Here is a 24744-nt window from a genome sequence, read left to right as displayed (position 1 = left end):
GCCATAGCCTTACGTTCGCCGGTGGCGTGATTCTCTCGACTGTTGCACAAGAGATTTGACGCGTAAGCCGCCGCACTTGCTGTCCCGGGTCGCGCGTGGAGCACGCGACCATGCGCGTACAACGTCAGCCGTCCTTCAGGGGCCCAGCCGACCGCCGGCCAGCGCGTGGCCGGTGCTCGCTCCAGCGATCATCGGCGTGCCTCGAGTACCGTGCGGTAGATGACAGACGCCGTCGCTGGAATTCTGCAGGCGCAACTCATTGCGCGCATTTCACAGCGGGCGCTGCGTGGCATGCAATTGGGCGAATGGGAACCCACACGCCATCCGGTGGATGCCGGCAGCAGTCTTGCGCTTGATGATCAGGACTTCATGCCCGACCTTGGCCCGGGCCTCGTAAGCTCGACCGCGCGATTTCCCGCGATGAACGCCACCGAGAACGTTGTGGCTGCCGGGCAGGTATTTTCGGCCGCACTGACTCAGGAGCGAAAGCTCAGAACCGCGTCGGTGGCGACGCTGTGCCGCTCGGCAGTCGAGGCATCAGCCAAGACGATATGGCTTCTCAGCGACACCGACCGTGCGGTACGACGGGCCAGGTGCCTTGGCTCGATCGAGCGTGAGAGCGAGGCTCAATCTCGCGATATCGACATCGAGGAAGCAACTTTTGCGATTCGGATCGATGAAGCGAGACATGCTGAATACCAACGGTTTCAACAGCGTCGACAGAAGTTCAACGAGCGTCTGGAAGCGATCGCGTCGTTGCCCGAATCGGCGCGGGAACGGCCGCCAGACTCCACCGGTTATCTGCTCCAAGCGGCGGCATGGATTGACGCGAATCCCCCGGCTGATCCCTTTGGTGAACTCGAGTCCCTGGGCATGTCTCTCCTGGCGAGGAGCTTCTGCTCCGTGGGTTCCAGCTTCGCTCACGGACTCAGATGGGTTCGCGAATACATGCAGAGAGAAACGGACTTACTACGACTGACGGTAATAGGATTCGCCTCCGCTGTCAGCATGACTGAGTGCGCCCTCGCTTTGCTCGAAGCGCAATCGATCAATGCAGACAGCCGGGCCACTCGGGCGCAGAGCTATCCAGCCGGAATTGCTGCGACGGTGGCCTCCTGGTCGGTGCGGTACCAATGAATATGGTCGTCGGGAAAATCATGCACCGGCTCACGGCGAACGTAAACGTGTAGCAAGGGCAGGAAAAAACTTCCCGCCGGCGGGGACGGTGAAATTCCGATGTGACCGCCTGCCTGAGCCGCGGCTAACGGCATCCGTTGGCGTTCGCACTGCGGCTGTCAGAAATCACCGGACGTGTGGCGCGGGGAAAATCGGGATCAGATAAGGCGCGCGCGATGGGTCACCGATTGGGCGGCGCGAGATAACGCCACCCAATGCGGTTTGAGGATACCGTCAGGACGATGCCTTGAGTGATATGTGGTTGGTTTGCGTGTAGCCCGGCGGTTTGCCGCAGGCCCCGACGATGTAGGTGATTTGAGACGTGCCGTCGAGGCTATCCGGATCCCACGTCATGTGGGCGTTCGTGGCGTACTGGTTGAAGGTACCGTCCGCACAAGTCAAATTATTCATCGTGTCAAGTACCCATTGACCGTCGCGGAAATACGCCATCCCGCCGCCCGCCCCAGCTTTGACGTAGGCGCATCCATTACCGCAGGGACTGACGGTCCAATCGTTGGTGACGGATAGGCCACTCGGCGAGGTCGAGGTCTCGGTGTAAGTGCCGTTCATAGACGGTGTGTCAGCCCACGCCGCATCAGCTGTGCAAACAGCCAGACCGGCGAACACAGCGGTTGCGGCGAAGCCCCGTGCGATAGCCATGCTCTCGTTCCTTCCGTTGAGCTAATCATTGCGTCAGGCGCTGTTGATGGTGTACCACACGTTCAGGCTTGTCGCGATTTGGAAAAGTTTCCGTCGGCGACGAGCGACGCCCGGCCGGGTTTCCATACCGCGGGGGCCGCCGTACGTCCAAATCGACAGCGGCGTAGATGAAGTCCTGCCATCGGTCGGCCGGCCGCCGAGACGCGACAATGGACCGAATCGACGCCACGCGGGCCAATCGTTGCCGTCAGAGAACGTCGCCGGCCGAACTCAGACGAACGCGGGCCTTCCGCCCTGAGCCGCCTCTTCCATTGCTGCGGCTTCTGCGGCCGGCATCCAGCTGCCGGAACCCGGGTGCCCCCAGTCGGGCTCGAACCGACACTGGACGGATTTTAAGTCCGCTGCCTCTGCCAATTGGGCTATGGGGGCCCGGCGGCGAATGTAGCGCGCGGCGCCGTGATCCCGGCGCCGCACCCCGCGATAGGCGACGTTCCGCCGAACGCGCACGCGCGCCGACCGTCGAGTAATATCCGCGCCCCACCCACCGGGTTAATGTGCGTTGCCACCGGCGGCAGATTGCACGGCTATGTCCGCCGAAAGAATCGTGTTAACACGGCCAGCACCGACGTTAAGAAACCGTAAACGGCCGCCCAGCTACCCCTTTCGGTCGCGACGGTGGAGTCGTGGATCGTTAGCGTTACGCCAGCACACACGGGTTGTTGCGACAACACACAGGGGTCGATCCGCGGGACGGATTCGGCAGGTCTCACACACGAGGAGCTACAGATGTCACTTCTGACAGCAATCCCGCAAGAGCTGCTTTCAGCGGCGCAGCAGTTGGAGGGGATCGGGACGTCACTCGCGGCGCAAAACGCCGGCGCGGCGACGGCGACGACGGCCGTCTCCCCGGCGGCCTCCGACCCGATATCGGTCCTGCAGTCGGCAGTCTTCTCGTCGTACGGCACCCTGTACCAGCAACTCGCCGCCGAAGCTCAAGCCATTCAGCAGCAGTTCACCAGCACCCTGAGTTTGAGTTCCGGCACCTACTCGGCCACCGAGGCCTCCAACGCCAGCAGCGCGGCGGCGGGCCCGGTCCAGGACATCATCAGCTTGCTCAGCACGCTGTCCGGTGGCCCCAGCACAAGCTTCGCTTCGAGTGCCGGGCCGTTCAGCCTGTCGGGTAACGCGGCCAACTTCGTCAACTTCGAGACCGGCAACTGGGCCTCGGCCATGTCCGACGTCCTGGGTGTGGCCGGCGGTGGTCTGCTGCCCGCAGCCGGCGCCGACGCCGCCGACGTCGGCGCCGTGGACGCCGTCGACACGGTCGCGCCGGCCGGGGTTGGCGGCATCGGCGCCGTCGGCATGCCGATGGGCGCCGCCGGAGGCATCGGTCAGGCCACCATGGTCGGCAAGTTGTCCGTTCCGCCGAGCTGGGCCGGCGAATTCGCCTCGGCGGCGACCCCGGCCACCGCAGTTCAGACGGTGGGCTGGACGGCGGCGGCGCCTCAGGCCGGAATGATGAACGTGGTGCCGGGAATGCCCGGGCTGGGCGCGGCCGCGCGCAACAGCGCCGGCTTCGGTGCGCCGCGCTACGGCGTCAAGCCCATTGTCATGGCGAAGATCAAGGCCGTCTAGCCGGCGGGCGTCAACACGGTCACCCGATCAACCAGCGAAATTCGAACGAGGAGAACGGAACTCAAATGGCTTTCGATTTTGCGGCTCTTCCCCCCGAAGTCAACTCCGCGATGATGTACACGGGCTCGGGTTCGGGCCCGCTGATGGCCGCCGCGTCGGCCTGGAGCAACTTGGCCGCCGAGTTGAGCACCACGGCTTCGTCATGGGAGTCGATCATCGCGAACCTGTCCGACCAGTGGACGGGTGTGGGATCGACAGCGGCGGCCGCCGCTGCCCAACCCTACGTGGGTTGGCTCAGCACCACCGCCGCAGCCGCCGAACAGGCGGCCACCCAGGCATCGGCATCAGCGGCCGCCTACGAGGCGGCGTTCGCCGCGACGGTGCCGCCGCCGGTGATCGCCGCCAACCGGACGCAGCTCGCCGCACTGGTCGCGACCAACTTCCTGGGCATCAACACCCCGGCGATCATGGCCACCGAGGCCCAATACGCGGAGATGTGGGTCCAGGACGCCATCACGATGGCGACCTACCAGGCCGCCGCTACCGCCTCGAGCGTCCTGCAGCCCCTGACCTCGGCGCTGCCGACGGCCAGCCCCGCCGCGGCGGCCACCCAAGCCGCGGCGGTTCCTGCCGCTACCGCGAACAGCGCCGCCACGTCGGCGGCCGGTGGCCTGATCGGCGACCTGGAGGGCTTGCTGAGCGGCAATGCCATCGGGACTGGTCTGTGGAACGTGGCGCAGGCGGTTGGCCTGGGGCCCCTCCTGACCGACCTCGACGGCTTCTTCGGCACCCCGTTGATATTCGACGGCGTCCAAGAGGTCGGTGTCACGGCGGCGTGGTTTGTCGGCAACACCATCCCGACCGCGATTTCGCTGGGGCACACGCTGGCCGCCACCACGCCGGCCGCCATTGGAGTGAGCAGTGTTACGCCACTCGCCGGTGCGAGCATCGGAACGGGCGGGTCGCTGGTGAACTCGGTTTCGGGAGCCGGTGCGTCGGCGGCGCTGGGCGAGGCGTCCGCGGTCGGCGGTCTGTCGGTGCCGGGCAGCTGGTCCGCGGCGGCCCCGGCAACCCTGGCCTCGTCCACAGCTCCGCTGGAGGGTTCGGGTTGGACCGCCGCCGCCGAGACGGCCGAGCCGGTCACGGCGATGCCCGGCATGCCCGGGATGGGGGCAGCCGCCAAGGGTGCCGGCGCATACGGTTCCGGGCCGCGGTACGGCTTCAAGCCGATCGTCATGCCCAAGCAGGTCGTCGTCTAAAACGGGAAAACAAGGGAGGATAAACAACCCATTTGAGGCGAGCAATTAACCGGTAGGCCGTAACCTATCGGTCCTGCGGCCACCGCCGCATCACGAGCATCTACACGACTTCCAAGTAAAGGAGAAAGACAACATGGCAACTCGTTTTATGACCGACCCGCACGAGATGCGGGCCATGGCGGGCCGTTTCGAAGTGCACGCCCAGACCGTTGAGGACGAGGCCCGCAAGATGTGGGCGTCGTCGATGAACATCGCCGGTGCCGGCTGGAGCGGCCAGGCTCAGGCGACCTCGTACGACACCATGGGCCAGATGAATCAGGCCTTCCGCAACATCGTGAACATGCTGCACGGCGTGCGTGACGGGTTGATCCGCGACGCCAACAACTACGAGCAGCAAGAGCAGTCTTCGCAGCAGATCCTCGGCAGCTAGTAATACAAGCCGCGGCTGCGTAACCTTTCAGACGTTAGGAGAACACCGCAATGACCATCAATTACCAGTTCGGCGATGTGGACTCCCATGGCGCCACGATCCGCGCGCAGGCTGCGTCGCTGGAGCAGGAGCACCAGGCCATCGTTCGTGATGTGCTGGCTGCCGGTGACTTCTGGGGCGGCGCCGGTTCGGTGGCCTGCCAGGAGTTCATCACCCAGTTGGGTCGCAACTTCCAGGTGATTTACGAGCAGGCCAACCAGCACGGCCAGAAGGTGCAGACCGCCGGTAGCAACATGTCCAGCACCGACAGCGCCGTCGGGTCCAGCTGGGCCTGACGCACTTTCGCTAGCGCGGGGCCGCACACCGAAAGGTGTGCGGCCCCGTCATTTTGTCCGGAGCTGCATCAAGCATCGAAAAGCCTTGCCCCTCAATGACACAGCGGCATAGGTGGGCATAGGTGGGCATAGCGGCGTAGGCCCGCGCGTATCGGCCCGATCACCCGGCCACCGGCGACCTGGGAATCAGCGAGGGGCGGAAGCCGATCCGCTGGACCGCACCGTCGGATTCCCGGCCGACCATCGCACCCAACGGCAGCTTCGAGACCCCGGCGGTACTCGGCGCGGACGGCGTCGGTGTCCCACCCCATCCCGCCGACACGGCATTGGCCTCCATGGCGGGCAACGGCGTGACAGATGAGACCGCGTCGGCCCAACTCGGCGGCACCGACAGGGTGCCGAGGGAGGCAGCCTGCCCGACGCCGGCGGAAGCGGATTCGCCCAGGCCGCCGAGTGGGGCGAGGCCACCCACGTCGCCCAGGCTCGGGGCCCCTGCCTCGGCTCCGATGATCGAGCCCGCGCCCGCAAAGTCCAGCGACAGGCCATACCCGTCGAAACCGAGCCCGGCGCCGTCGCCGCCCAATCCGGCGCCGTCGGCGCCGAGGCCGGCCAGATCGGAGCCCAGGCCGATCACGTCGAGACCCAGGCCACCGTTGGCTCCGCCGAACAAAGACGTCAGACTGGACGTCAAGCCGGACAGCGGCCCCGCCGCCGTGGTGGCGCTCGCTGCTTTCCCCGACGCGCCAGTCAAGTTCGACAGTGCACTGAGGGGGGCCGAAAGCCCCGACGATCCCAGGGACGCGGCGCTGCCACCCACCGCCGTCGGCGAAAGACCCAGCGCGGACGTCGAACCGGGCGTCGCCAGACTCTGCAGCGCTTGTGGGACAGCGGACATCGCTTGTGTCGTGGTCGATTGGACATTGGTGCCGGCCTGGGTGGCGGCCGGATTCGTCGTCTGCGGCGGTGAGGCGAAGGCGCCGAAGGCCGACGCCGAGGCCGAACTTGCCGCGTAGTTGTACATCGCGGTGGCGTCCTGCGCCCACATTTCGCTGTAGGCGGCCTCGGTGGCCATGATCGCCGGCGTGTTTTGTCCGAACAGGTTGGTCGCAACCAACGCCATGAGCTGAGACCGGTTGATCGCGATCAGCGGCGGCGGCACCGTCATCGCGAAGGCCGTTTCGTATGCGGCCGCGGCGGCGGTGGCCTGGGTTGCCGTCTGCTCGCACTGCTCCCCGGTGGCCCTGATCCATATCACGTACGGTGCGACCGCGGCCGCCATTGCCATCGAGGCCGGCCCCTGCCAGTCTCCCGTCAGAGTGGATATCGCCGACTGATAGCCATCGGCAGTCACGTTCAGCTCGGCAGCCACCGATTCCCACCCTGCGGCCGCGGCGAGCATGCTCGCCGGCCCAGGTCCCGAATACATCCGCGCCGAGTTCACTTCCGGCGGCAACGCGCCAAAATCCATGTTTCCCTTCTTCGTCTGAATTTGCTAGCTCCGCCACGCGAGGCGGCTATCGGCGAGTGTCGGCGCGGCGTACCAATCCGGCCGAGGACGCGGCGGCGAGTCTGGCGAGCGCTTGAATCGCCCCTTCGGACCGGCGCCCGCGGTCGGCGCACAGCGTTTCGGCTCGGGGCACGATGCCCGTCCGGCCGCCACTGGTCCGCTCGGGTAACCCGCAGCACGCAACGGGCGCTTTGGTCGGCACCATCCGCTCCCCCCGGGAAACCGATGCCACGCAATCGACACGCCCTAACAGGCCACTGCCCCGAGACGACATGTGGGCCCTTTGCCATGAAAGACATATCAGCTCATTGGTATTCGTAACACTACGTAACGTGTAATTAATGGGCACCGAGTTGCCGTCGGAGCTCGCCGCAATGCCGCATTGTCGAGCCCCGGACGGCACCCAACGAGGCCAAGCACTGCACGGCGACCCAAATACTCTGTTGCACAGTCTAATTGGAGATCATATCCACGGAGCGGTTCGGTCTTTCAAAGCCAACAACCATGCATACCAGTATTTTTGGTAACTAAGCCGCTCTCAACTTGGCTGATGAAACTCATATAAGACACATATTTGTGCGACGTTCAGTGTGAGCCTTGCAACAGCGCGTCATTTGAGAAACCTATGAGTCTCGTGACAACTTCGTGTGAGCCTGGGAAGGTGGGCAACATGATCGCAACGTCGGGACAGGCAGGCGGTCAGCGCCCGCGTCAGGCGATTTTGGGGCAGCTCCCCCGGATCTACCGCGCTGACGGGTCGCCGATTCGGGTTTTGCTGGTCGACGACGAGCCGGCGCTGACCAACCTGGTGAAGATGGCGCTGCACTACGAGGGCTGGGTGGTCGACATCGCCCACAACGGGCGCGAGGCCCTGGCCAAGTTCGAGAAGGTGGGCCCCGACGTGCTGGTGCTGGACATCATGCTGCCCGACGTGGATGGCTTGCGAATCCTCAAGCGGATCCGCGAATCCGATAGCTACACCCCGACGCTGTTCCTCACCGCACGTGATTCGGTCATGGACCGGGTGACCGGGCTGACCGCGGGCGCCGACGACTACATGACCAAGCCGTTCAGCCTGGAGGAATTGGTCGCTCGGCTGCGCGGCCTGCTGCGCCGCTCCGGCCAACAGGCTCCCCGGGCCGACGAGACGTTGACGGTCGGCGACCTTCGCCTGGACACCGCCAGCCGGGAGGTGACGCGCGACGGCACGCTGATCTCGCTTTCCTCCACCGAGTTCGAACTGCTGCGCTTCCTGATGCGTAATCCTCGCCGGGCACTGACCCGCAGCGAGATCCTCGACCGGGTGTGGAATTACGACTTCGCCGGTCGGACCAGCATCGTCGATCTGTACATCTCCTACCTGAGGAAGAAGCTCGATTCGGGTCGGGAGCCGATGATCCATACCGTGCGAGGGGTGGGGTACATGCTGCGGCCCCCGGAATGACCGACCAACTCGGCTCCGCGCCCAAAGACCGTCCACGGTGGCTTCCCCGTTCGTTGCGCCGCCAGGTCCTGCTGGGCGTGCTGTCCGTCGTCAGCGTGGTGCTGGTGACGGTCGGGGTCGTTTCGGTGCTGAGCCTGCGCGGCTACGTCACCGCGATGAGCAACGCCGACGTCGCGGAATCCCTTGACGCGTTGAGCAATTCGTACGCCCGGTACCGCAACGGTGAACACACGTCGGCGGATCGCAGCACTCCCCCGATCTCGCAGGCGCTGCTGGAGTTCACCGGGCAAACCCCGGGCAACCTCATCGCGGTGCTGCACGACGGCCGCGTCGTCGGCTCGGCGGTGTTCTCCGAGGACGAACCGAAGGCCGCGCCGCCCGACGTGGTCCGCGCCATTGAAACCCAGGGTTGGCGCGACGGGCCGCCGCGTACCGAGCGGCTCGGCAGCCTGGGTTCCTACCGGGTGGACAGCCGCGCCGAGGGATCTGACCTGCTGGTCGTCGGGGTGTCGCTCAACGTCGCCGAGCGGATCATCGCCCGCAAGCAGATCACGACCACGGTGCTCGTCGCCGCCGCGTTGGCGATCACCGCCGGGCTGACCGGGTGGGTGGTCGGGTACACCCTGCGGCCGCTGCGACGGCTCGCTTCCACCGCCGCCGAGGTCGCCGCGATGCCCCTCACCGACGACGACCTCCGGATCGGCGTCAGGGTGCCGCCGCGCGACACCGATCCCGACAACGAAGTGGGAATCGTCGGCCACACGCTCAACCGGCTACTGGACAACGTCGACGGCGCACTGGCGCAACGCGCCGAATCCGACTTGCGCACGCGCCAATTCATCACCGATGCCAGTCACGAGCTACGCACCCCGCTCGCGGCCATTCAGGGGTACGCGGAACTGACGCGGCAGGACAGCTCGGCGCTGCCGCCGACCACCGAGTACGCGCTGGCCCGAATCGAGTCGGAGGCACGGCGCATGGCGCTGCTGGTCGACGAGCTGCTGCTGTTGTCCCGCCTGGGGGAGGGCGAAGACCTGCAGACCGAAGACGTCGACCTGGCCGAACTCGTCGGCAACGCGGTCAACGACGCCGCGGTCGCCGCGCCGACGCATACCTGGGTGAAAGACGCCTCAGACCAACCGGTTTGGGTGCGGGGTGACCATGCCCGGCTCTATCAGCTGGTCAGCAACCTACTCAACAACGCGCGGCTGCACACGCCCCCGGGGGTGACCGTCACCACCGCGATAGTCTGCCACCGCCGCGGTCCCGAGGCGCCCTACGCGGAACTGACCGTCACCGACGACGGCCCCGGCATCGACCCCGATCTCGTGCCCCGGTTGTTCGAGCGCTTCGTCCGCGCCGACACGTCGCGGTCCGACGGTTCCGGCATCGGCCTGGGCCTGGCCATCGTGAGTTCCATCGTCAAGGCGCACCGCGGCTCGGTGAGCGCCGAATCCGCCGCCGGCCGAACGGTGTTTCGCGTGCGGCTGCCGATCGTCGACGACTCGGCCGCAGAGACGCGTTAGCCACCGGCGACGCTCGGGCGCGATGAAGACGACTCCAGTAGTGGACGGTCAACAAGACCGTCGCGGCGGCGACGGGCCCCGCAATTGTCAGATTGCGTCAGACACGCGTGATCGCACTCACGCGGTCGTAGGCGGCCCACCAGATCGCCTCGTAGTCGACCAACGAAATCGCACCATCAGCCACGGCGCGGTCTGCTTGGGTCAGCATGCTGACAACGACCGCCCATTCGGTGTGCTTGCGTCGCTCGTCGGCATCGGCGTTGCCGGGCAAGAGGATGGCCGACAAAGACCTGACGTGCACACGCACCGGCCCGCCCCGCAGGAAGAGCAGCGCCCCGATCCCGACGTAGGCAGCCACGGCATATTCCAGCACCGTGGCGGGCGGTGCCGCTGTGTCGCCGAGAAGAATGACCGCCAGCAGTCCCAGCGCCCCGCCGGCTGTCGGCCATCCCCGCCAGATCCGCGCCAGCCTGCGGTCTGCGGTAGTGGTTCCCGGGGGATAAACGATCAACCCGTAGTGCCGAACCCCGTATCGGCCGACGGTGGCATCGAACGATCCCCACGGGTGGGGTCCGTCGAGCAACCGCGGCCACCACTGCGGTCGCGCCGGGGCCTGCACACTCGACTGCCGAACACCCGGTTCAACGGGGCGGGGCTGGGTCATTCGCATCATTCGGGTGTACGCCCGAACCCTGCGCGCCGACCCTTGCCAAAACAGAATTCATACGCGCGAACCGCCAACCTTTACGGATCCTTTTCGGGTTGGCGACGGCCCTGACAGCAGGTGCGGGCAGGTCGCACCCGGAACTTGTCAGCCACCCGCTTGCGCTTATCGGGACAGCTCAGTTGAATATCGGCCGTGATGGTGAACGCGACGACGTTCGTTCGGCGGGCGGACACACTGATGTGATGCCACGCCTTACCTTGGTGTGGCCAGAGTGGCAGCGAGAAGAGCTGCGCACTAATTTGTGGTTGGTGCCGACGATCTTAATCCTCGGTGCGCTGGGTCTTTTCGGGCTCACACTGTGGCTGGACCGAGCGGCTTACCACGGGGAGTTTCAGCCTCCCTCATGGGTGATCAGCGGCGCCGCCGACGCGGCGCGTCAGCTCCTGACCTCGATTGCGGCGTCGGTGATCACGGTCGTCGGCATCGTCTTCTCCATCACCATCGTGACATTGACGCTGGCGTCGACGCAGTTTGGTCCGCGGATGCTGCGCAACTTCATCCGTGACCGCGGCACCCAGCTGACGCTGGGCACGTTCGTCGCAACGTTTGTGTATTGCGTCGTGGTGCTGGTCTCCATCGGGCCCGGCGACCGGGGGGAGTTCGTTCCCCACATCTCGATCACCGCCACCTTCGGTCTCGTGCTCGTCGATCTCGCCGTACTCGTCTACTTCATCCACCACATAGCCACCCAGATACAGCTGCCGCAGGTCATCGCCGGTATCGCCAAGGACCTGTCTCAAGCCGTGGCGGTGCAAAGCGAAGACCAGCCCGGGTTTGCGACGCGAAAGCCCGCGCGAGGTCCCTCACTGGAGGAGCTGCTCGAGAAAATCGAAACCTCCGGCGGCGTCATTCGCACCCCCAAAAGTGGCTACCTGCAATTCATCCGACACCGGACGCTGATCCGCATAGCCACCGAGGCTGACGCGGTGATCCGGTTGCCCTACCGCCCCGGTCATTTTCTCGTCGAAGGCCGTGAACTGGCCAGCGTGTGGCCCCCCACCGCGGCCGAGCAGGTGGCCACCTACCTGGCCCGGGCTCAGGCGACCGGACCGCACCGTACCCTCACACAGGACGTCGCCTTCGGCGTCGATCAGCTGGTCGAGATCGCCATCCGAGCCCTATCACCCGCAGTCAACGACACCTTCACCGCACTAACCTGCATCGACTGGCTCGGCGACAGTTTGTGCAAGATCGCGCCGGTGTGGACGCCGACCCAGGTTCATCGCGACCATCTTGGAGTTATCCGCGTCATCTCCGATCAAGTCAGCTATGAGCGTCTGGTTCAACGGGCATTCGAGAAGATCCGCCAGGCCGGCCGCGGTATGCCGGCGGTGATGATCCGTCAGCTCGACGCGTTGACCACGATCATGGAACAAACGACGGACGCGCAACGGGCTTCCGTCCTGATGCAGCAAGCGACCATGATCCACCGCGCGAACCTCGAATCGGTTCCCGATGACTCCGATCGCGCCGACGTCGATCGCCGATACGTCGCGCTATGCGCCCGGCACGCGCGGCTCGGCGAATAACTTTCTGCCGCCCGGCTTCCCGCCGGGCGGCATTCCTGCGCGATCGCCGTGTGCCGTGCGGCGACAAAACCAGATGTGGGGGCGTCGGGCCCGTTCGGCGGCGGGTGTAAAGAATCCATAAAGGCGCACAGCGCCGGCGTTAGGAAAATGTCAACCAAAGGCCCTATCGGGCCGGCCGCCCCTACCGTCAAGCTGACCGTGCCTCCGAGGACTCGCGTCGTTGCGACCTCGATGAGGACTTTTCGTATGCGTGCGACTGGCGCGGAATGGAGACACGATGGGCGTGCTGATCTACGTCCTGCTGACGGTGGCGGTGTTCGCCTTACTCGGGCTGACCCAAAAGCTGGTCGAGCGGCTGTGAGCTACGAAAACACCGTCGGATTGGTGCTGTCCATCCTGCTCGCGGTTTTCCTCGCGTGCGCCCTGCTGTTCCCGGAGAGGTTCTAGTGAGCACCACAACAGCGGGGCTCATCTTCCTCGCCGTACTCATCTTGGCGCTGGTGGCGGTGCATGTGCCCTTGGGTGACTACATGTACCGCGTGTACACCTCGGACAAGGACTCCTACGCCGAGCGGGTGGTCTACCGGCTGATCGGCGTCGATTCCCGCTCGGAGCAGACGTGGGGCACCTACGCCCGCAGCGTCCTGGCGTTCTCGTCGGTCAGCATCCTGTTCCTGTTCGCCTTCCAGCTCGTGCAGGGCAAGTTGCCCTTGCACCTGCACGACCCGGCCACCAAGATGACGCCCGGGCTGGCCTGGAACACCGCGGTCAGTTTCGTCACCAACACCAACTGGCAGGCCTACTCCGGTGAGTCCACCGACGGTCATCTGGTGCAGATGGCCGGGCTGGCGGTGCAGAACTTCGTCTCGGCCGCCGTCGGCATGGCCGTGGCGATCGCGCTGGTGCGCGGGTTCGCCCGCAGACGCACCGGCGAGCTGGGCAACTTCTGGGTCGACCTGGTGCGCACGGTATTCCGCATTCTGCTTCCCATCTCGATCATCGCCGCGATCGTGCTCATCGCGGGCGGTGCCATCGAGAACTTCCACCTGAACGACCAGGCGGTCACCACGCTCAACGGGGCCCAGCAGACGCTCACCGGCGGCCCGGTGGCCAGCCAGGAGGCCATCAAGGAACTGGGCACCAACGGCGGCGGCTTCTACAACGCGAACTCCTCGCACCCGTTCGAGAACCCGGCCACGTGGACGAACTGGCTGGAGATCTTCCTGCTGCTGGTGATCAGCTTCTCGCTGCCGCGGACGTTCGGCCGGATGGTGGGCAGCAGGAGGCAGGGCTACGCGATCGCGTCGGTCATGGCCACGCTGTACGCGATCAGCGTGACGTTCATGCTGTTGTTCCAACTGCAGCACCACGGCACGGTGCCCACCTCGGTCGGCGCGGCCATGGAGGGGGTCGAGCAGCGGTTCGGCATCGCCGACTCGGCGGTGTTCGCCGACTCGACCACGCTGACATCCACCGGCGCGGTCGACTCGTTCCACGACTCCTACACCAGCCTCGGCGGGATGATGGCGCTGTTCAACATGCAACTCGGCGAGGTCGCACCCGGCGGCACCGGGTCGGGCCTCTACGGCATGCTCATCCTGGCGGTGATCACCGTCTTCGTCGCGGGCCTCATGGTCGGCCGCACACCGGAATACCTCGGCAAGAAGATCAACCCCCGCGAAATCAAGCTCGCCGCAAGCTATTTCCTGGTCACGCCGCTCATCGTGCTCACCGGCACCGCGATCGCCATGGCGCTGCCCGGTGAACGCGCCGGCATGCTCAACAGCGGCCCGCACGGGCTTTCGGAGGTCCTGTACGCGTTCACCTCCGCCGCCAACAACAACGGCTCGGCATTCGCGGGCATCAGCGTCAACACCGACTGGTACAACACCGCCCTCGGACTGGCCATGGTCTTCGGCAGATTCCTGCCCATGGTGCTGGTGCTCGCCCTGGCCGGCTCGCTGGCCAAGCAGGGACACACGCCGGAATCGGCGGGCACACTGCCGACCCATCGACCACAGTTCGTCGGCATGGTCGCCGGCGTCACCGTCATCCTCGTCGCCCTCACTTTCCTGCCCATGCTCGCGCTTGGGCCGCTCGCCGAAGGAATCCACTGATGTCCCCGACCGCTCTCCGTTCGGCTGAACAGACGCAGCCGAGCGACCACACGGGCAGCAAACGGGTCCAGGGCGGCCTGCTCGACCCGAAGATGCTGCGGAAGTCGACGCCGGATGCCCTGCGCAAACTCGACCCGCGCACCTTGTGGCGTAACCCGGTGATGTTCATCGTCGAAATCGGCGCCGCCTGGAGCACGGTGTTGGCGATCATCAACCCGACCTGGTTCGCCTGGTTGATCGTGGTCTGGCTGTGGTTGACGGTGCTGTTCGCGAATCTCGCCGAAGCGGTAGCGGAAGGCCGGGGCAAGGCGCAGGCGGAAACGTTGCGGCGGGCCAAGACTCAGACGCTGGCGCGCCGCCTCAAAGATTGGCGGCCGGGCGGCCCGGCCGTCGAGGAACAGGTCGCCGCGCCGCTGCTCCAGCAGGGCGACTTCGTCGTGGTCGAGGCCGGGCAGGTGATACCGGGTGACGGCGACGTGATGGAAGGCATTGCGTCGGTGGACGAATCGGCCATCACCGGGGAATCGGCCCCGGTGATCCGCGAATCCGGCGGTGACCGCTCCGCCGTCACCGGTGGCACCACCGTGCTGAGCGACCGGATCGTCGTGCAGATCACCCAGAAGCCGGGCGAGAGCTTCATCGACCGGATGATCGCGCTCGTCGAGGGCGCCAACAGGCAGAAGACGCCCAACGAGATCGCGCTGAACATTCTTCTGGCCGCGTTGACGATCATCTTCGTCTTCGCCGTCGCGACCCTGCAGCCGCTGGCCATCTACTCCAAGATGAACAACCCCGGCGTCCCGGACACCCAGGCGCTCAACGCAAGTGGCGTCACCGGGATCGTGATGGTGTCGCTGCTCGTCTGCCTGATCCCGACGACGATCGGTGCCCTGCTGTCGGCGATCGGCATCGCGGGGATGGACCGGCTGGTGCAGCGCAACGTGCTGGCCATGTCCGGGCGCGCGGTGGAAGCCGCCGGCGACGTCAACACCCTGTTGCTCGACAAGACGGGCACCATCACCCTGGGCAACCGGCAGGCGGCCGCCTTCGTCCCGCTCGACGGTGTCACCAGTGAGCACCTGGCGGACGCGGCACAGTTGTCCAGCCTCGCCGATGAAACACCGGAGGGACGTTCGATCGTCGTATATGCCAAGCAGCACTTCGGGTTGCGCGCACGCACGCCGGGCGAACTCGCGCACGCGCAGTGGGTGGCGTTTTCGGCCGCGACGCGAATGTCGGGCGTGGACGTCGACGGGCACCAGCTGCGCAAGGGAGCGGCCAGTTCGGTCGCCGAGTGGGTGCGCGGCGAGGGCGGCACGGTTCCTCCGCAGCTCGGCGAACTCGTCGACGGCATCGCCGCCGGCGGCGGCACCCCGCTGGTCGTCGGGGAGTGCCTCGACGGAAACGCGGCCGTGCTCGGCGTCATTCACCTCAAGGACGTCGTCAAGCAGGGCATGCGCGATCGCTTCGACGAGATGCGCAAGATGGGCATCCGCACGGTGATGATCACCGGCGATAACCCGTTGACCGCCAAGGCGATTGCCGACGAGGCGGGGGTCGACGACTTCCTCGCCGAGGCCACGCCCGAGGACAAGCTCGCGCTCATCAAGCGCGAGCAGGAGGGCGGCAAGCTGGTCGCGATGACCGGCGACGGCACCAACGACGCGCCCGCGCTGGCCCAGGCCGATGTCGGCGTCGCGATGAATACCGGCACGTCGGCGGCCAAAGAGGCCGGCAACATGGTCGATCTGGACTCCGACCCCACCAAGCTCATCGAGATCGTCGAGATCGGCAAGCAGTTGCTGATCACCCGCGGGGCGCTGACCACCTTCTCGATCGCCAACGACATCGCGAAGTACTTTGCGATCATCCCGGCGATGTTCGTCGCGCTGTTCCCCGGACTGGACGCGGTCAACATCATGCGGCTGCACAGCCCTCAGTCGGCCATCCTGTCGGCGGTGATCTTCAACGCGGTGGTGATCGTGGCGCTGATCCCGCTGTCGCTGCGCGGGGTTCGCTACACGCCGAGCAGCGCGTCAAAGCTGTTGAGCCGCAACCTGTACATCTATGGGCTCGGCGGCATCGTCGCCCCGTTCATCGGGATCAAGCTGATCGACCTGATCGTCCAATTCGTCCCCGGGATGTCCTGACATGAAGTTCTCCAGTTTCGTCCGCATACACTGGGCGGCCTTTCGCGCGCTGCTGGTGCTGACCGTGATCACCGGCCTTGCCTACCCGCTGCTCATCTGGCTGATCGCCCAGTTGCCGGGGCTGCACGACAACGCCGAGGGATCAATCGTCACCGCCAGCGGCAAGCCGGTCGGCAGCCGGCTGATCGGTCAGCTCTTCACCGACAAGGACGGCAACCCGCTGCCGCAGTACTTCCAGAGCCGCCCCTCAGCGGCCGGCACCGGCTACGACCCACTGTCGTCCGGCGCGAGCAACCTCGGGCCGGAAAACATCGTCGACACACCCGCCGATCCGTCGCAACTGGCGGCCGGCAAGTCCGCGTCGGACGCCGGATTCAAACCGAGCCTGCTGACGCAGGTGTGCACGCGCAGCGCCGCCGTGGGCCAGCTCGAGGGGGTGGACGGGTCGCGTCCGTTCTGCACGGGCGGCGGTGTGGGCGCGGTGCTGTCGGTGATCGGCCCGCGTGACGCGCGCGGAAACGTCGTCCACCCCACCCGGGCGGTCAGCGTCAACGAGCCGTGCCAGTCCGCCCAGGCGCCGTTCCTGACCGTCTTCGAGGGCGTGCGGGTCGAGTGCGCCAAGTACGGCGAGGACTACACGATCGGCCAGATCGTGCCCATCCGCGGCGCGGCACCCGCTAACCCAGCCGTGCCCGCCGACGCGGTCACCGCCAGCGGGAGCGGCCTGGACCCCGACATCTCACCGGCCTACGCCGACATCCAGGTCGCCCGGGTGGCCAAGGTCCGGCACGTCAGTCCCGATCAGATACGCGCAGTCGTGGCCCAGTACCGCAGCGGCCGCGCCCTGGGGCTATTCGGTGAGCCCAGGGTCAACGTGCTGCAACTCAACCTGCAACTCGACCACGCGTTTCCGGTCGGCAGCTAAGGCCCGGGTGGATGATGGTTGACGTGAGCGACGTCGGCCTTCGGGACCACCCCAAGCGCGGGGAGCTGCGCATCTACCTTGGTGCGGCGCCGGGTGTGGGCAAGACATACGCCATGCTCGGCGAGGCGCACCGGCGGCTTGAACGCGGCACCGACTTGGTGGCGGCCGTGGTGGAGACGCACGGCCGCACCAAGACCGCCGAGTTGCTCGAGGGCATCGAGGTGATACCGCCGCGCTACGTCGAATACCGCGGCGGCCGCTTCCCCGAACTCGATGTCGACGCGGTGCTGGCCCGCCATCCGCAGGTGGTCCTGGTCGACGAACTCGCGCACACCAACACCCCGGGCAGCAAGAACCACAAGCGCTGGCAGGACGTCGAGGAGCTGCTCGATGCGGGGATCACGGTGATTTCCACCGTCAACGTCCAGCACCTGGAAAGCCTCAACGACGTCGTCGCGCAGATCACCGGCATCGAACAGCGCGAAACGATCCCGGACTCGATCGTGCGGCAGGCCTCGCAGGTCGAGCTCATCGATATCACGCCGGAAGCTCTGCGCCGCAGGCTCTCTCACGGAAACGTCTACGCGCCGGCCAAGATCGACGCGGCACTGTCGAATTACTTTCGCCGCGGAAACCTCACGGCCCTGCGGGAATTGGCGCTGCTGTGGCTGGCCGATCAGGTCGACACCGCCCTCGCCAAGTACCGAGCCGAGAACAAGATCACCGATCTGTGGGAGGCGCGCGAGCGGGTCGTGGTGGCGGTCACCGGCGGCCCGGAGTCGGAGACCCTGGTGCGGCGCGCCTCCCGGATCGCATCGAAGTCCAGCGCGGAGCTCATGGTGGTACACGTGGTCCGCGGCGACGGGCTGGCCGGCCTGTCGGAATCCCGAATGGCCAAGATCCGTGAGCTGGCGAACAGCCTGGACGCATCGCTGCACACTGTGGTCGGCGACGACGTCCCCACCGCCCTGCTGGATTTCGCCCGCGAGAACAACGCCACCCAACTGGTGATCGGGACCTCACGCCGGCCCCGCTGGGCGCGGATCTTCGAGGAGGGCATCGGCCAGACGATCGTCGAGCGCTCCGGCAAGATCGACGTGCACATGGTCACCCACGAGGAGTCCAAACGCGGCTTCCGGGTGACGTCGCCCTCGGTGCGTGAGCGACGGGTCGCGTCGTGGCTGGCGGCCGTGATCGTCCCGTCGGCCATCTGCGCGGTCACGGTGACCGTGTTGGACCCGTACTTGCAAATGGCCGGCGAGAGCGCCCTGTTCTTTGTCGGGGTGCTGCTGGTCGGCCTACTCGGCGGCGTTGCGCCGGCGGTCCTTTCGGCGGTGCTATCCGGGCTGCTGCTGAACTACTACCTCACGCCTCCGCGGCACAGCTTCACCATCGCCGAACCCAACGCCGCCGTCACCGAGTTGGTCCTGCTGATGATCGCGGTCGCGATCTCGGTGCTGGTCGACGGCGCCAGCAAACGCACGCGCGAGGCGCGGCTCGCCGCGCAGGAGGCGGAACTGCTGACGCTCTTTGCGGGCTCGGTGCTGCGCGGCGCCGACCTCGACACGCTGCTGGAGCGCGTGCGGGAAACCTACTCGCAGCGCTCGGTTTCCATGCTCAGGGAACCCGGCGACGCCGAACGCGCCGACGGGCAACGGGCTTACGTCGTCGCGTGCGTGGGCAACGACCCTTGCGTGAGCGTTGATTCGGCGGACACCGCGATCGAGGTCGGCGACGCCGAGTTCTGGATGCTGCTGGCGGGCCGGAAACTCTCCGCGCGTGACCGCCGAGTTCTCAGCGCCGTGGCCCGGCAGGCCGCGGCGCTGATCAAACAGCGCGAATTGGCCGAAAAGGCGAGCCGGTCCCAGGCGATAGCGCAGGCCGACGAACTGCGGCGATCCCTGCTCTCGGCGGTCAGCCACGACCTGCGCACTCCGCTGGCCGCGGCCAAGGTCGCGGTGTCCAGCCTGCGCTCCGAGGACATCGCCTTCTCCGCCGAGGACACCGCGGAATTGCTGGCCACCATCGAGGAGTCGATCGACCAACTGACCGCGCTGGTCGGAAATCTGCTCGACTCCTCTCGTCTGGCGGCGGGCGCCGTGCGTCCGGAGCTCCGGCGGGTGTACCTGGAAGAAACGGTGCAACGCGCCCTGGTCAGCATCGGCAAGGGCGCGACCGGCTTCTACCGATCCGCGATCGACCGGGTCAAGGTGGACGTCGGCGACGCCGTGGTGCTGGCCGACAGCGGATTGCTCGAGCGAGTCCTGGCCAACCTGATCGACAATGCGCTGCGTTACGCGCCGAATTGCGTCGTCCGCGTCAACGCGGGCCGGGTCGGGGATCGGGTGCTGATCAACGTGATCGACGAGGGCCCGGGCATCCCGCACGGCACCGCGGACCAGATTTTCGAAGCGTTCCAGCGCCTTGGGGATCAGGACAACACCACCGGGGTGGGGCTGGGAATGTCGGTGGCGCGCGGGTTCGTCGAGGCGATGGGCGGCACCATCGCGGCGAGCGATACGCCCGGCGGCGGGCTCACCGTGGTGGTCGACCTTGCAGCGCCGCAGGCGGACCAATGACACGCGTCCTGGTGATCGACGACGAGCCGCACATCCTGCGGGCCTTGCGGATCAATCTGACGGTGCGGGGCTACGAGGTCGTCACTGCGTCAACCGGAGCCGGCGCGCTGCGCGCCGCGGCCGAGCACCGGCCAGACGTGGTGATCCTGGACCTCGGTCTGCCCGACATCTCGGGAATCGAGGTGCTGGCCGGCCTGCGCGGGTGGCTGAACGCACCCGTGATCGTGTTGTCGGCGCGCACGGATTCGTCGGACAAAGTGATGGCGTTGGACGCCGGTGCCGACGATTACGTCACCAAACCGTTTGGGATGGACGAGTTTTTGGCGCGTTTGCGCGCGGCGGTGCGACGCAACGCGGCCGCGTCGGAAACGGATGAACCGGTCATCGAGACCGACGCGTTCACCGTCGATTTGGCCGCCAAGAAGGTCACCAAGGGTGGGGTCGAAGTTCACCTGACCCCGACCGAATGGGGCATGCTCGAAGTACTGGTGCGCAATCGCGGCAAGCTGGTCGGCCGGGAGGAGCTGCTCAAGGAGGTGTGGGGGCCGGGGTATGCGACCGAAACCCATTATCTGCGTGTGTATTTGGCGCAGCTGCGGCGCGAGCTGGAAGACGACCCGTCGCACCCGAAGCACTTGGTGACGGAGTCCGGCATGGGTTATCGGTTCGAGGCCTAGGGTTTTCACATCCGCCTCACGAGTCCCTCCGCGCAGGCGATGAACTTTTTGCCCGCCTCATAGCGACAATTCCACCGGCCAGGTCACACGGGCCACACCCGTCCCTCGCCCCCGAGACCGACCTTTTGCCCGCCTCGTAGCGACAATCTCGCGGATTCACGAAGCGCCAAGACGCGTAGGTGGATTCGGTGCTCGGTCGAGCGGGGGATGCCCCGCGGTCCGTACAGACCTCGCCCGATCCTGCGCACCCGGCCGCGTCCCATCTCCCATCGCAGGGCGTCCGACACGGCCTTCGACGGCCTGCCGCGAACTCGGAACCCTTGCCTGCTGAGTGCATCGACCATTTCGGCGACGGTGGCCGGTCCGTTGCGGGCCAGATGCATCGTGAGCACGTAACGCAGCTCGATTCCATGAATGATCATCGGCGAACGATCGCATGCGGGTACGACAACCCCGCATTTGTCGCTATGAGGCGGGCAAAAAGACTGTCCAATCCTTCGGGAGACGGGTGGGGCGGATGTGACTCAACCGGCGCCACCGCGCATTTGTCGCTATGAGGCGGGCAAAATGAGTGCCCGCTCCTTCCGGAGACGGGTGGGGCGGATGTGACTCAACCGACGATCGAGAGCACGATGCCGTCCAGGATGTCGTGTTCGCTGACGGTCAGCTCATCGATGCCGGCACGGACCCGCAACTCGCGCGCCAGCTCCTCGACCACGATCGCGCCGCCGCCGATGACGTCGGCGCGGCCCTCGTGCATCGGCCCCAAGGCCGCACGCTCGCCGCGGCTCATGCCGATCAGCCGCTCGCACACCGCCAGCAGGTCGCCGCCGGAGACACGCGAAAGGTGAATGGCCGCAGAGTCATAGGCCGCCAAATTGTGCGCCAGCGCCGACAGCGTCGTCATCGTTCCGGCGACGCCCACCCAAGTCCGCGCCCCTGCGACGGGGACCACACCCAGCGCGACGTCGAGCCGCTCACGCACCACCCGCCGGGCCGCCGCCACCTCCTCGGGCGTCGGCGGATCCGAATGCAGACACCGTTCGGTCAGCCGGACACAGCCGATGTCGGCGGAGTAGCTCGCTTCCACCCGCTCCGCGCCGAGCACCATCTCGGTGGACCCGCCCCCCAGGTCGACGACGACGAAAGGCGCTCGGCTGCTTTCCAACTCACCGATGGCGCCGCGGAACGACAGCTCGGCCTCCTCGGCGCCAGAAATGACCTCCGCCACGGCGCCGGGAACCGCGGCGCCCAGCACCTCGGCCGTCATCGCGAAGAACTCGTCACGGTTGGCGACGTCGCGCGCGGCCGACGTGGCCACCATGCGCACCCGTTCGACGCCGTGCACCCCGAGCAGAGCGGCGTAGTCGGACAGCGCGGCCCGGGTCCGGGCGATCGCATCCGGCGCGAACTGCCCCGTCGCGTCGACGCCCTGGCCCAGCCGCACGATCCGCGTCTCGCGATGCACGTCAGACAAACCACCATTCGCGGCATCGGCGATCAGCAGTCGAATCGAGTTGGTGCCGCAGTCGATTCCGGCGAGCCTGTTCACCATTGGCCGGCCACCAGAATGCCGGCCATCGCGGGTTCGGCGGCCAGCAGGGCCAGGGCCTCATCGCCAAAGGGGTTGCAGCCCGGTCCTTTAGCCAGCGAATGCGCGATCAGAACGTGCAGGCACTTGACCCGGTCGGGCATGCCGCCGCCCGAAAACGTCGTCCCCAGCGGGTCGATCGCGTCCCGCTCGGCCAGATACGACTCGTGGGCGCGGCGATACCTGGCCGCCAATTCGGCGTCCCGGCTTAACCGTTCGGTCATCTCCCGCATCAGGCCGGTCGTCTCCAGCCGGCTCGCGGCCGCGGTCAGTACCGGATGCGTGAGGTAGTACAACGTCGGAAACGGTGTGCCGTCGGGAAGCCGCGGCGCCGTCTTCACCACGGCGGGTTCACCATTGGGGCATCGGTACGCAATCTCCAGCACCCCGCGCGGTTCCCGGCCGAGCTGGCGCGCCACCTCCTCCAGGTCGGCACGGTCAACCACCGGGCCCCACGGGGTTCGGTGCGGGCGGCCCGGGCTCGACGGGGGCGGGCGCCGCCGGCGGCAGGTGCGGGGCGTCGGCGATCGTGTGCCACAGGGCGGTGTACCAAGGATCGTTGCTGGCCGGCCGGCCCGTCTGGTCGCCCGGCTGGGGGGCCACCCCCGCCGTCGGGGGCAGCTGGACTTGGAAGGGAATGTCCCCCGGCATCACGAAACCGAGCCGCTCGCGGGCCTGCGCCGCAATGTAGGCGGGATCGGCGAGCTTGCTCTTCCGCTGCTCGAGCTCGGAGATCTGGCGATGCAGCGCGGCCTCGCTGGCCGACAACTGCTCCATCTCGGTGCGCTGGGCGAAGTAGGTGCGCACCGGGCCCGCGATGGTCAGTGTCAACACGCAGACCACCGCGGCCAGCACGGCAGCGCGCCGCGCGGTGAATCCCAGCCGCTGTTCGGACCGCAGCTCGACTGATTCGGCGGCCTGTCGCTTGATGGGTTCGACCACATGCTCTTGGGTGCGCGTAGCGTTGCGCGCGGCCTGGACGGCCGTCTGCTGCGGCTTCGAGGATGGCTTTGCCCGACGGCGCCGACCCGAATCACCGGCCTTGCCCGGCCGCGATGCCGGGGAGCGCCGCTTCGGATCGGGCTTGGCTCCCAACCTATTTCAGCCTATTTCGGCTCGACGGCGAACCGCGGGAACGCCAGATCGCCCGCGTAGCGGGCGGCGTCGCCGAGCGCTTCCTCGATGCGCAACAGCTGGTTGTACTTGGCGACGCGTTCGCTGCGGGCGGGCGCGCCGGTCTTGATCTGTCCGCTGCCGACCGCCACCGCCAGGTCGGCGATCGTCGTGTCTTCCGTCTCCCCGCTGCGGTGGCTGATCATCGTGCGGTAACCGCTGTGATGGGCGAGCGCGACCGCGTCGAGCGTCTCGGTCAACGTCCCAATCTGATTCACCTTGACCAGCAGGGCATTTGCCACGCCCTTTTCGATGCCCTCTTCGAGGCGCTCGGGGTTGGTGACAAAGATGTCGTCGCCGACGATCTGCACGCGGTCGCCGATGGCCGTGGTGAGGGCCGCCCAACCGTCCCAATCGCCCTCGAACAGCGGATCTTCCAGCGAAACCAGCGGATAGGAACCGAGCAGGCCGGCGTAGAACTCCGTCATCTGCTCGGCGGTCCGGGTCGACCCCTCGAACCGGTACCCGGTGCCGTCGGCGTAGAACTCGTTGGCCGCCGCATCCAGGGCCAGCGCCACGTCGGCGCCGACCTTGAGACCCGTCGACTCGATGGCCGAGCTGATCAGGTCCAGCGCCGCCGTGGTGCCGGCCACGTCCGGGGCGAAACCGCCCTCGTCGCCCAGGCCGGTGCTCAACCCCTGCTTCTTGAGCACCGATTTGAGCGCGTGGTACACCTCCGCTCCCCAGCGCAGCGCCTCGGCGAAGCTCGGCGCCCCGATCGGCGCCACCATGAACTCCTGGATGTCCACCGCGGTGTCGGCGTGCGCGCCACCGTTGAGGATGTTCATCATCGGGACCGGGAGGATGTGCGCGTTCGGGCCGCCGATGTAGCGGAACAGCGGCAGCTCGGCGGAATCGGCGGCCGCCTTCGCGACGGCCAGCGAGACGCCCAGCATCGCGTTGGCGCCCAGCCGCGACTTGTCGGGGGTGCCGTCGAGGTCCACGAGCGCCTGATCCACCAACCGCTGATCGTCGGCGTTGAGCCCGATCACGGCGGGGCCGATCTCGTCGAGCACGGCCTGCACCGCCTTGCGGACGCCCTTGCCGCCGTACCGGTCGCCGCCGTCGCGCAATTCGACCGCCTCGTGCTCCCCCGTCGACGCGCCGGACGGCACCGCCGCGCGGGCAAACGTTCCGTCGATCAGGGCTATCTCGACCTCGACGGTCGGGTTGCCCCGCGAGTCCAGAATCTCGCGGGCTCCGACCTGCTCGATAATCGGCACTGGGTTCTCCTTGCGTCCTGGCCTCGCGTCCTTGCCGAGCGTGGGCGTCCTGTTCGGGCCCGGGCCGCCATTAGCGTACGG

General features: G+C 66.8%; 22 protein-coding genes, 1 tRNA gene and 1 pseudogene. 15 read left to right on the top strand and 9 right to left on the bottom strand.

Translation table 11 applies throughout. The features are described from left to right. The first annotated feature begins 219 nt into the window (after window positions 1–219). Window positions 220–1137, top strand: coding sequence for a hypothetical protein (locus tag BN971_RS06850; RefSeq protein WP_090349887.1), 918 nt, complete (start codon window positions 220–222; stop codon window positions 1135–1137). Window positions 1138–1410: 273 nt separating this feature from the next. On the opposite strand, the gene BN971_RS24530 is transcribed toward BN971_RS06850, so the two are convergent. Both BN971_RS24530 and BN971_RS06845 read right to left on the bottom strand, forming a co-directional pair. Further along, entirely contained in the window at window positions 1411–1836 is a 426-nt protein-coding gene (locus BN971_RS24530) for a hypothetical protein (protein ID WP_139027062.1), read from the bottom strand. Window positions 1837–2191: 355 nt separating this feature from the next. Beyond that, window positions 2192–2265, bottom strand: a tRNA-Leu gene (locus BN971_RS06845). Window positions 2266–2622: 357 nt separating this feature from the next. Here BN971_RS06845 and BN971_RS06840 point away from each other — a divergent pair. The 4 genes from BN971_RS06840 (at window position 2623) to BN971_RS06825 (ending at window position 5495) form a co-directional block, all read left to right on the top strand. Continuing rightward, entirely contained in the window at window positions 2623–3471 is an 849-nt protein-coding gene (locus tag BN971_RS06840) for a PPE family protein, SVP subgroup (RefSeq protein WP_085180039.1), read from the top strand. Between the two features lie 65 nt (window positions 3472–3536). Further along, entirely contained in the window at window positions 3537–4730 is a 1194-nt protein-coding gene (locus BN971_RS06835; protein ID WP_085180038.1) for a PPE family protein, read from the top strand. A gap of 133 nt (window positions 4731–4863) precedes the next feature. Continuing rightward, the gene (locus BN971_RS06830; protein WP_068212109.1) at window positions 4864–5160 is read left to right on the top strand and encodes a WXG100 family type VII secretion target; all 297 of its coding nucleotides are present in this window, start codon (window positions 4864–4866) and stop codon (window positions 5158–5160) included. Window positions 5161–5210: 50 nt separating this feature from the next. Continuing rightward, the gene (locus BN971_RS06825) at window positions 5211–5495 is read left to right on the top strand and encodes a WXG100 family type VII secretion target (RefSeq protein WP_085181383.1); all 285 of its coding nucleotides are present in this window, start codon (window positions 5211–5213) and stop codon (window positions 5493–5495) included. A 160-nt stretch (window positions 5496–5655) separates the two neighbouring features. Here the strand turns inward: BN971_RS06825 and BN971_RS06820 are convergent, their stop codons facing one another. Beyond that, window positions 5656–6963, bottom strand: coding sequence for a PPE family protein (locus BN971_RS06820; RefSeq protein ID WP_085181384.1), 1308 nt, complete (start codon window positions 6961–6963; stop codon window positions 5656–5658). 709 nt (window positions 6964–7672) lie between these two features. On the opposite strand from BN971_RS06820, the gene BN971_RS06815 reads away from it, so the two are divergent. Beyond that, complete coding sequence (locus tag BN971_RS06815) at window positions 7673–8446, top strand: response regulator transcription factor (protein WP_085181475.1); 774 nt, start codon at window positions 7673–7675, stop codon at window positions 8444–8446. Continuing rightward, window positions 8443–9972 (top strand): sensor histidine kinase, encoded by a 1530-nt coding sequence (locus tag BN971_RS06810; RefSeq protein WP_085181385.1) that lies wholly within the window; start codon window positions 8443–8445, stop codon window positions 9970–9972. Before BN971_RS06815 ends, BN971_RS06810 begins: the two co-directional genes overlap by 4 nt. Before the next feature lie 97 nt (window positions 9973–10069). Here the strand turns inward: BN971_RS06810 and BN971_RS06805 are convergent, their stop codons facing one another. Further along, complete coding sequence (locus tag BN971_RS06805) at window positions 10070–10636, bottom strand: DUF6611 family protein (protein WP_308203751.1); 567 nt, start codon at window positions 10634–10636, stop codon at window positions 10070–10072. A 98-nt stretch (window positions 10637–10734) separates the two neighbouring features. Here BN971_RS06805 and BN971_RS06800 point away from each other — a divergent pair, with 98 nt between their 5' ends. The 8 genes from BN971_RS06800 (at window position 10735) to BN971_RS06765 (ending at window position 20676) form a co-directional block, all read left to right on the top strand. Beyond that, window positions 10735–12228, top strand: a complete 1494-nt coding sequence (locus BN971_RS06800; RefSeq protein ID WP_245836787.1) for a DUF2254 domain-containing protein — start codon at window positions 10735–10737, stop codon at window positions 12226–12228. A 250-nt stretch (window positions 12229–12478) separates the two neighbouring features. Next, window positions 12479–12589 carry a potassium ABC transporter ATPase gene (locus BN971_RS06795; protein WP_211279815.1) on the top strand — a complete coding sequence of 37 codons (111 nt, stop codon included), beginning with the start codon at window positions 12479–12481 and terminating at the stop codon, window positions 12587–12589. Next, the gene (kdpF, locus tag BN971_RS06790; RefSeq protein ID WP_090349884.1) at window positions 12586–12675 is read left to right on the top strand and encodes a K(+)-transporting ATPase subunit F; all 90 of its coding nucleotides are present in this window, start codon (window positions 12586–12588) and stop codon (window positions 12673–12675) included. The genes BN971_RS06795 and kdpF overlap by 4 nt, the downstream gene beginning before the upstream one ends. Next, window positions 12675–14345 carry a potassium-transporting ATPase subunit KdpA gene (kdpA, locus tag BN971_RS06785; RefSeq protein WP_085181389.1) on the top strand — a complete coding sequence of 557 codons (1671 nt, stop codon included), beginning with the start codon at window positions 12675–12677 and terminating at the stop codon, window positions 14343–14345. The genes kdpF and kdpA overlap by 1 nt, the downstream gene beginning before the upstream one ends. After that, window positions 14345–16495, top strand: a complete 2151-nt coding sequence (gene kdpB / locus BN971_RS06780; RefSeq protein ID WP_085181390.1) for a potassium-transporting ATPase subunit KdpB — start codon at window positions 14345–14347, stop codon at window positions 16493–16495. The genes kdpA and kdpB overlap by 1 nt, the downstream gene beginning before the upstream one ends. 1 nt (window position 16496) lies before the next feature. Further along, window positions 16497–17420, top strand: coding sequence for a potassium-transporting ATPase subunit C (locus BN971_RS06775; protein ID WP_085181391.1), 924 nt, complete (start codon window positions 16497–16499; stop codon window positions 17418–17420). Between the two features lie 11 nt (window positions 17421–17431). Then, window positions 17432–19999: a sensor histidine kinase gene (locus BN971_RS06770; RefSeq protein WP_085181392.1), complete on the top strand. Its 2568-nt coding sequence runs from the start codon at window positions 17432–17434 to the stop codon at window positions 19997–19999. Beyond that, a complete protein-coding gene (locus BN971_RS06765; protein ID WP_085181393.1) occupies window positions 19996–20676 on the top strand; it encodes a response regulator in 681 nt (226 codons plus the stop codon). Before BN971_RS06770 ends, BN971_RS06765 begins: the two co-directional genes overlap by 4 nt. Window positions 20677–20803: 127 nt before the next feature. Here BN971_RS06765 and BN971_RS06760 read toward each other — a convergent pair. From BN971_RS06760 to eno, 5 genes and pseudogenes are all read right to left on the bottom strand, one after another. After that, window positions 20804–21098 (bottom strand): annotated as a pseudogene (locus BN971_RS06760) (hypothetical protein); the annotation flags it as partial. Between the two features lie 188 nt (window positions 21099–21286). Further along, window positions 21287–22231, bottom strand: coding sequence for a Ppx/GppA phosphatase family protein (locus BN971_RS06755; protein WP_085181395.1), 945 nt, complete (start codon window positions 22229–22231; stop codon window positions 21287–21289). Further along, complete coding sequence (locus BN971_RS06750) at window positions 22225–22713, bottom strand: DUF501 domain-containing protein (protein WP_085181396.1); 489 nt, start codon at window positions 22711–22713, stop codon at window positions 22225–22227. Before BN971_RS06750 ends, BN971_RS06755 begins: the two co-directional genes overlap by 7 nt. Continuing rightward, a complete protein-coding gene (locus tag BN971_RS06745) occupies window positions 22706–23362 on the bottom strand; it encodes an FtsB family cell division protein (RefSeq protein WP_085181397.1) in 657 nt (218 codons plus the stop codon). The genes BN971_RS06750 and BN971_RS06745 overlap by 8 nt, the downstream gene beginning before the upstream one ends. Before the next feature lie 11 nt (window positions 23363–23373). Continuing rightward, window positions 23374–24663, bottom strand: a complete 1290-nt coding sequence (gene eno, locus BN971_RS06740; protein WP_085181398.1) for a phosphopyruvate hydratase — start codon at window positions 24661–24663, stop codon at window positions 23374–23376. Window positions 24664–24744 lie beyond the last annotated feature (81 nt).

The organism is Mycobacterium bohemicum DSM 44277, from assembly GCF_001053185.1.
Lineage (GTDB): Bacteria > Actinomycetota > Actinomycetes > Mycobacteriales > Mycobacteriaceae > Mycobacterium > Mycobacterium bohemicum.
The sequence above is the reverse complement of the archived record's forward strand: the minus strand, read 5'-3'. Positions and strand labels throughout refer to the sequence as shown.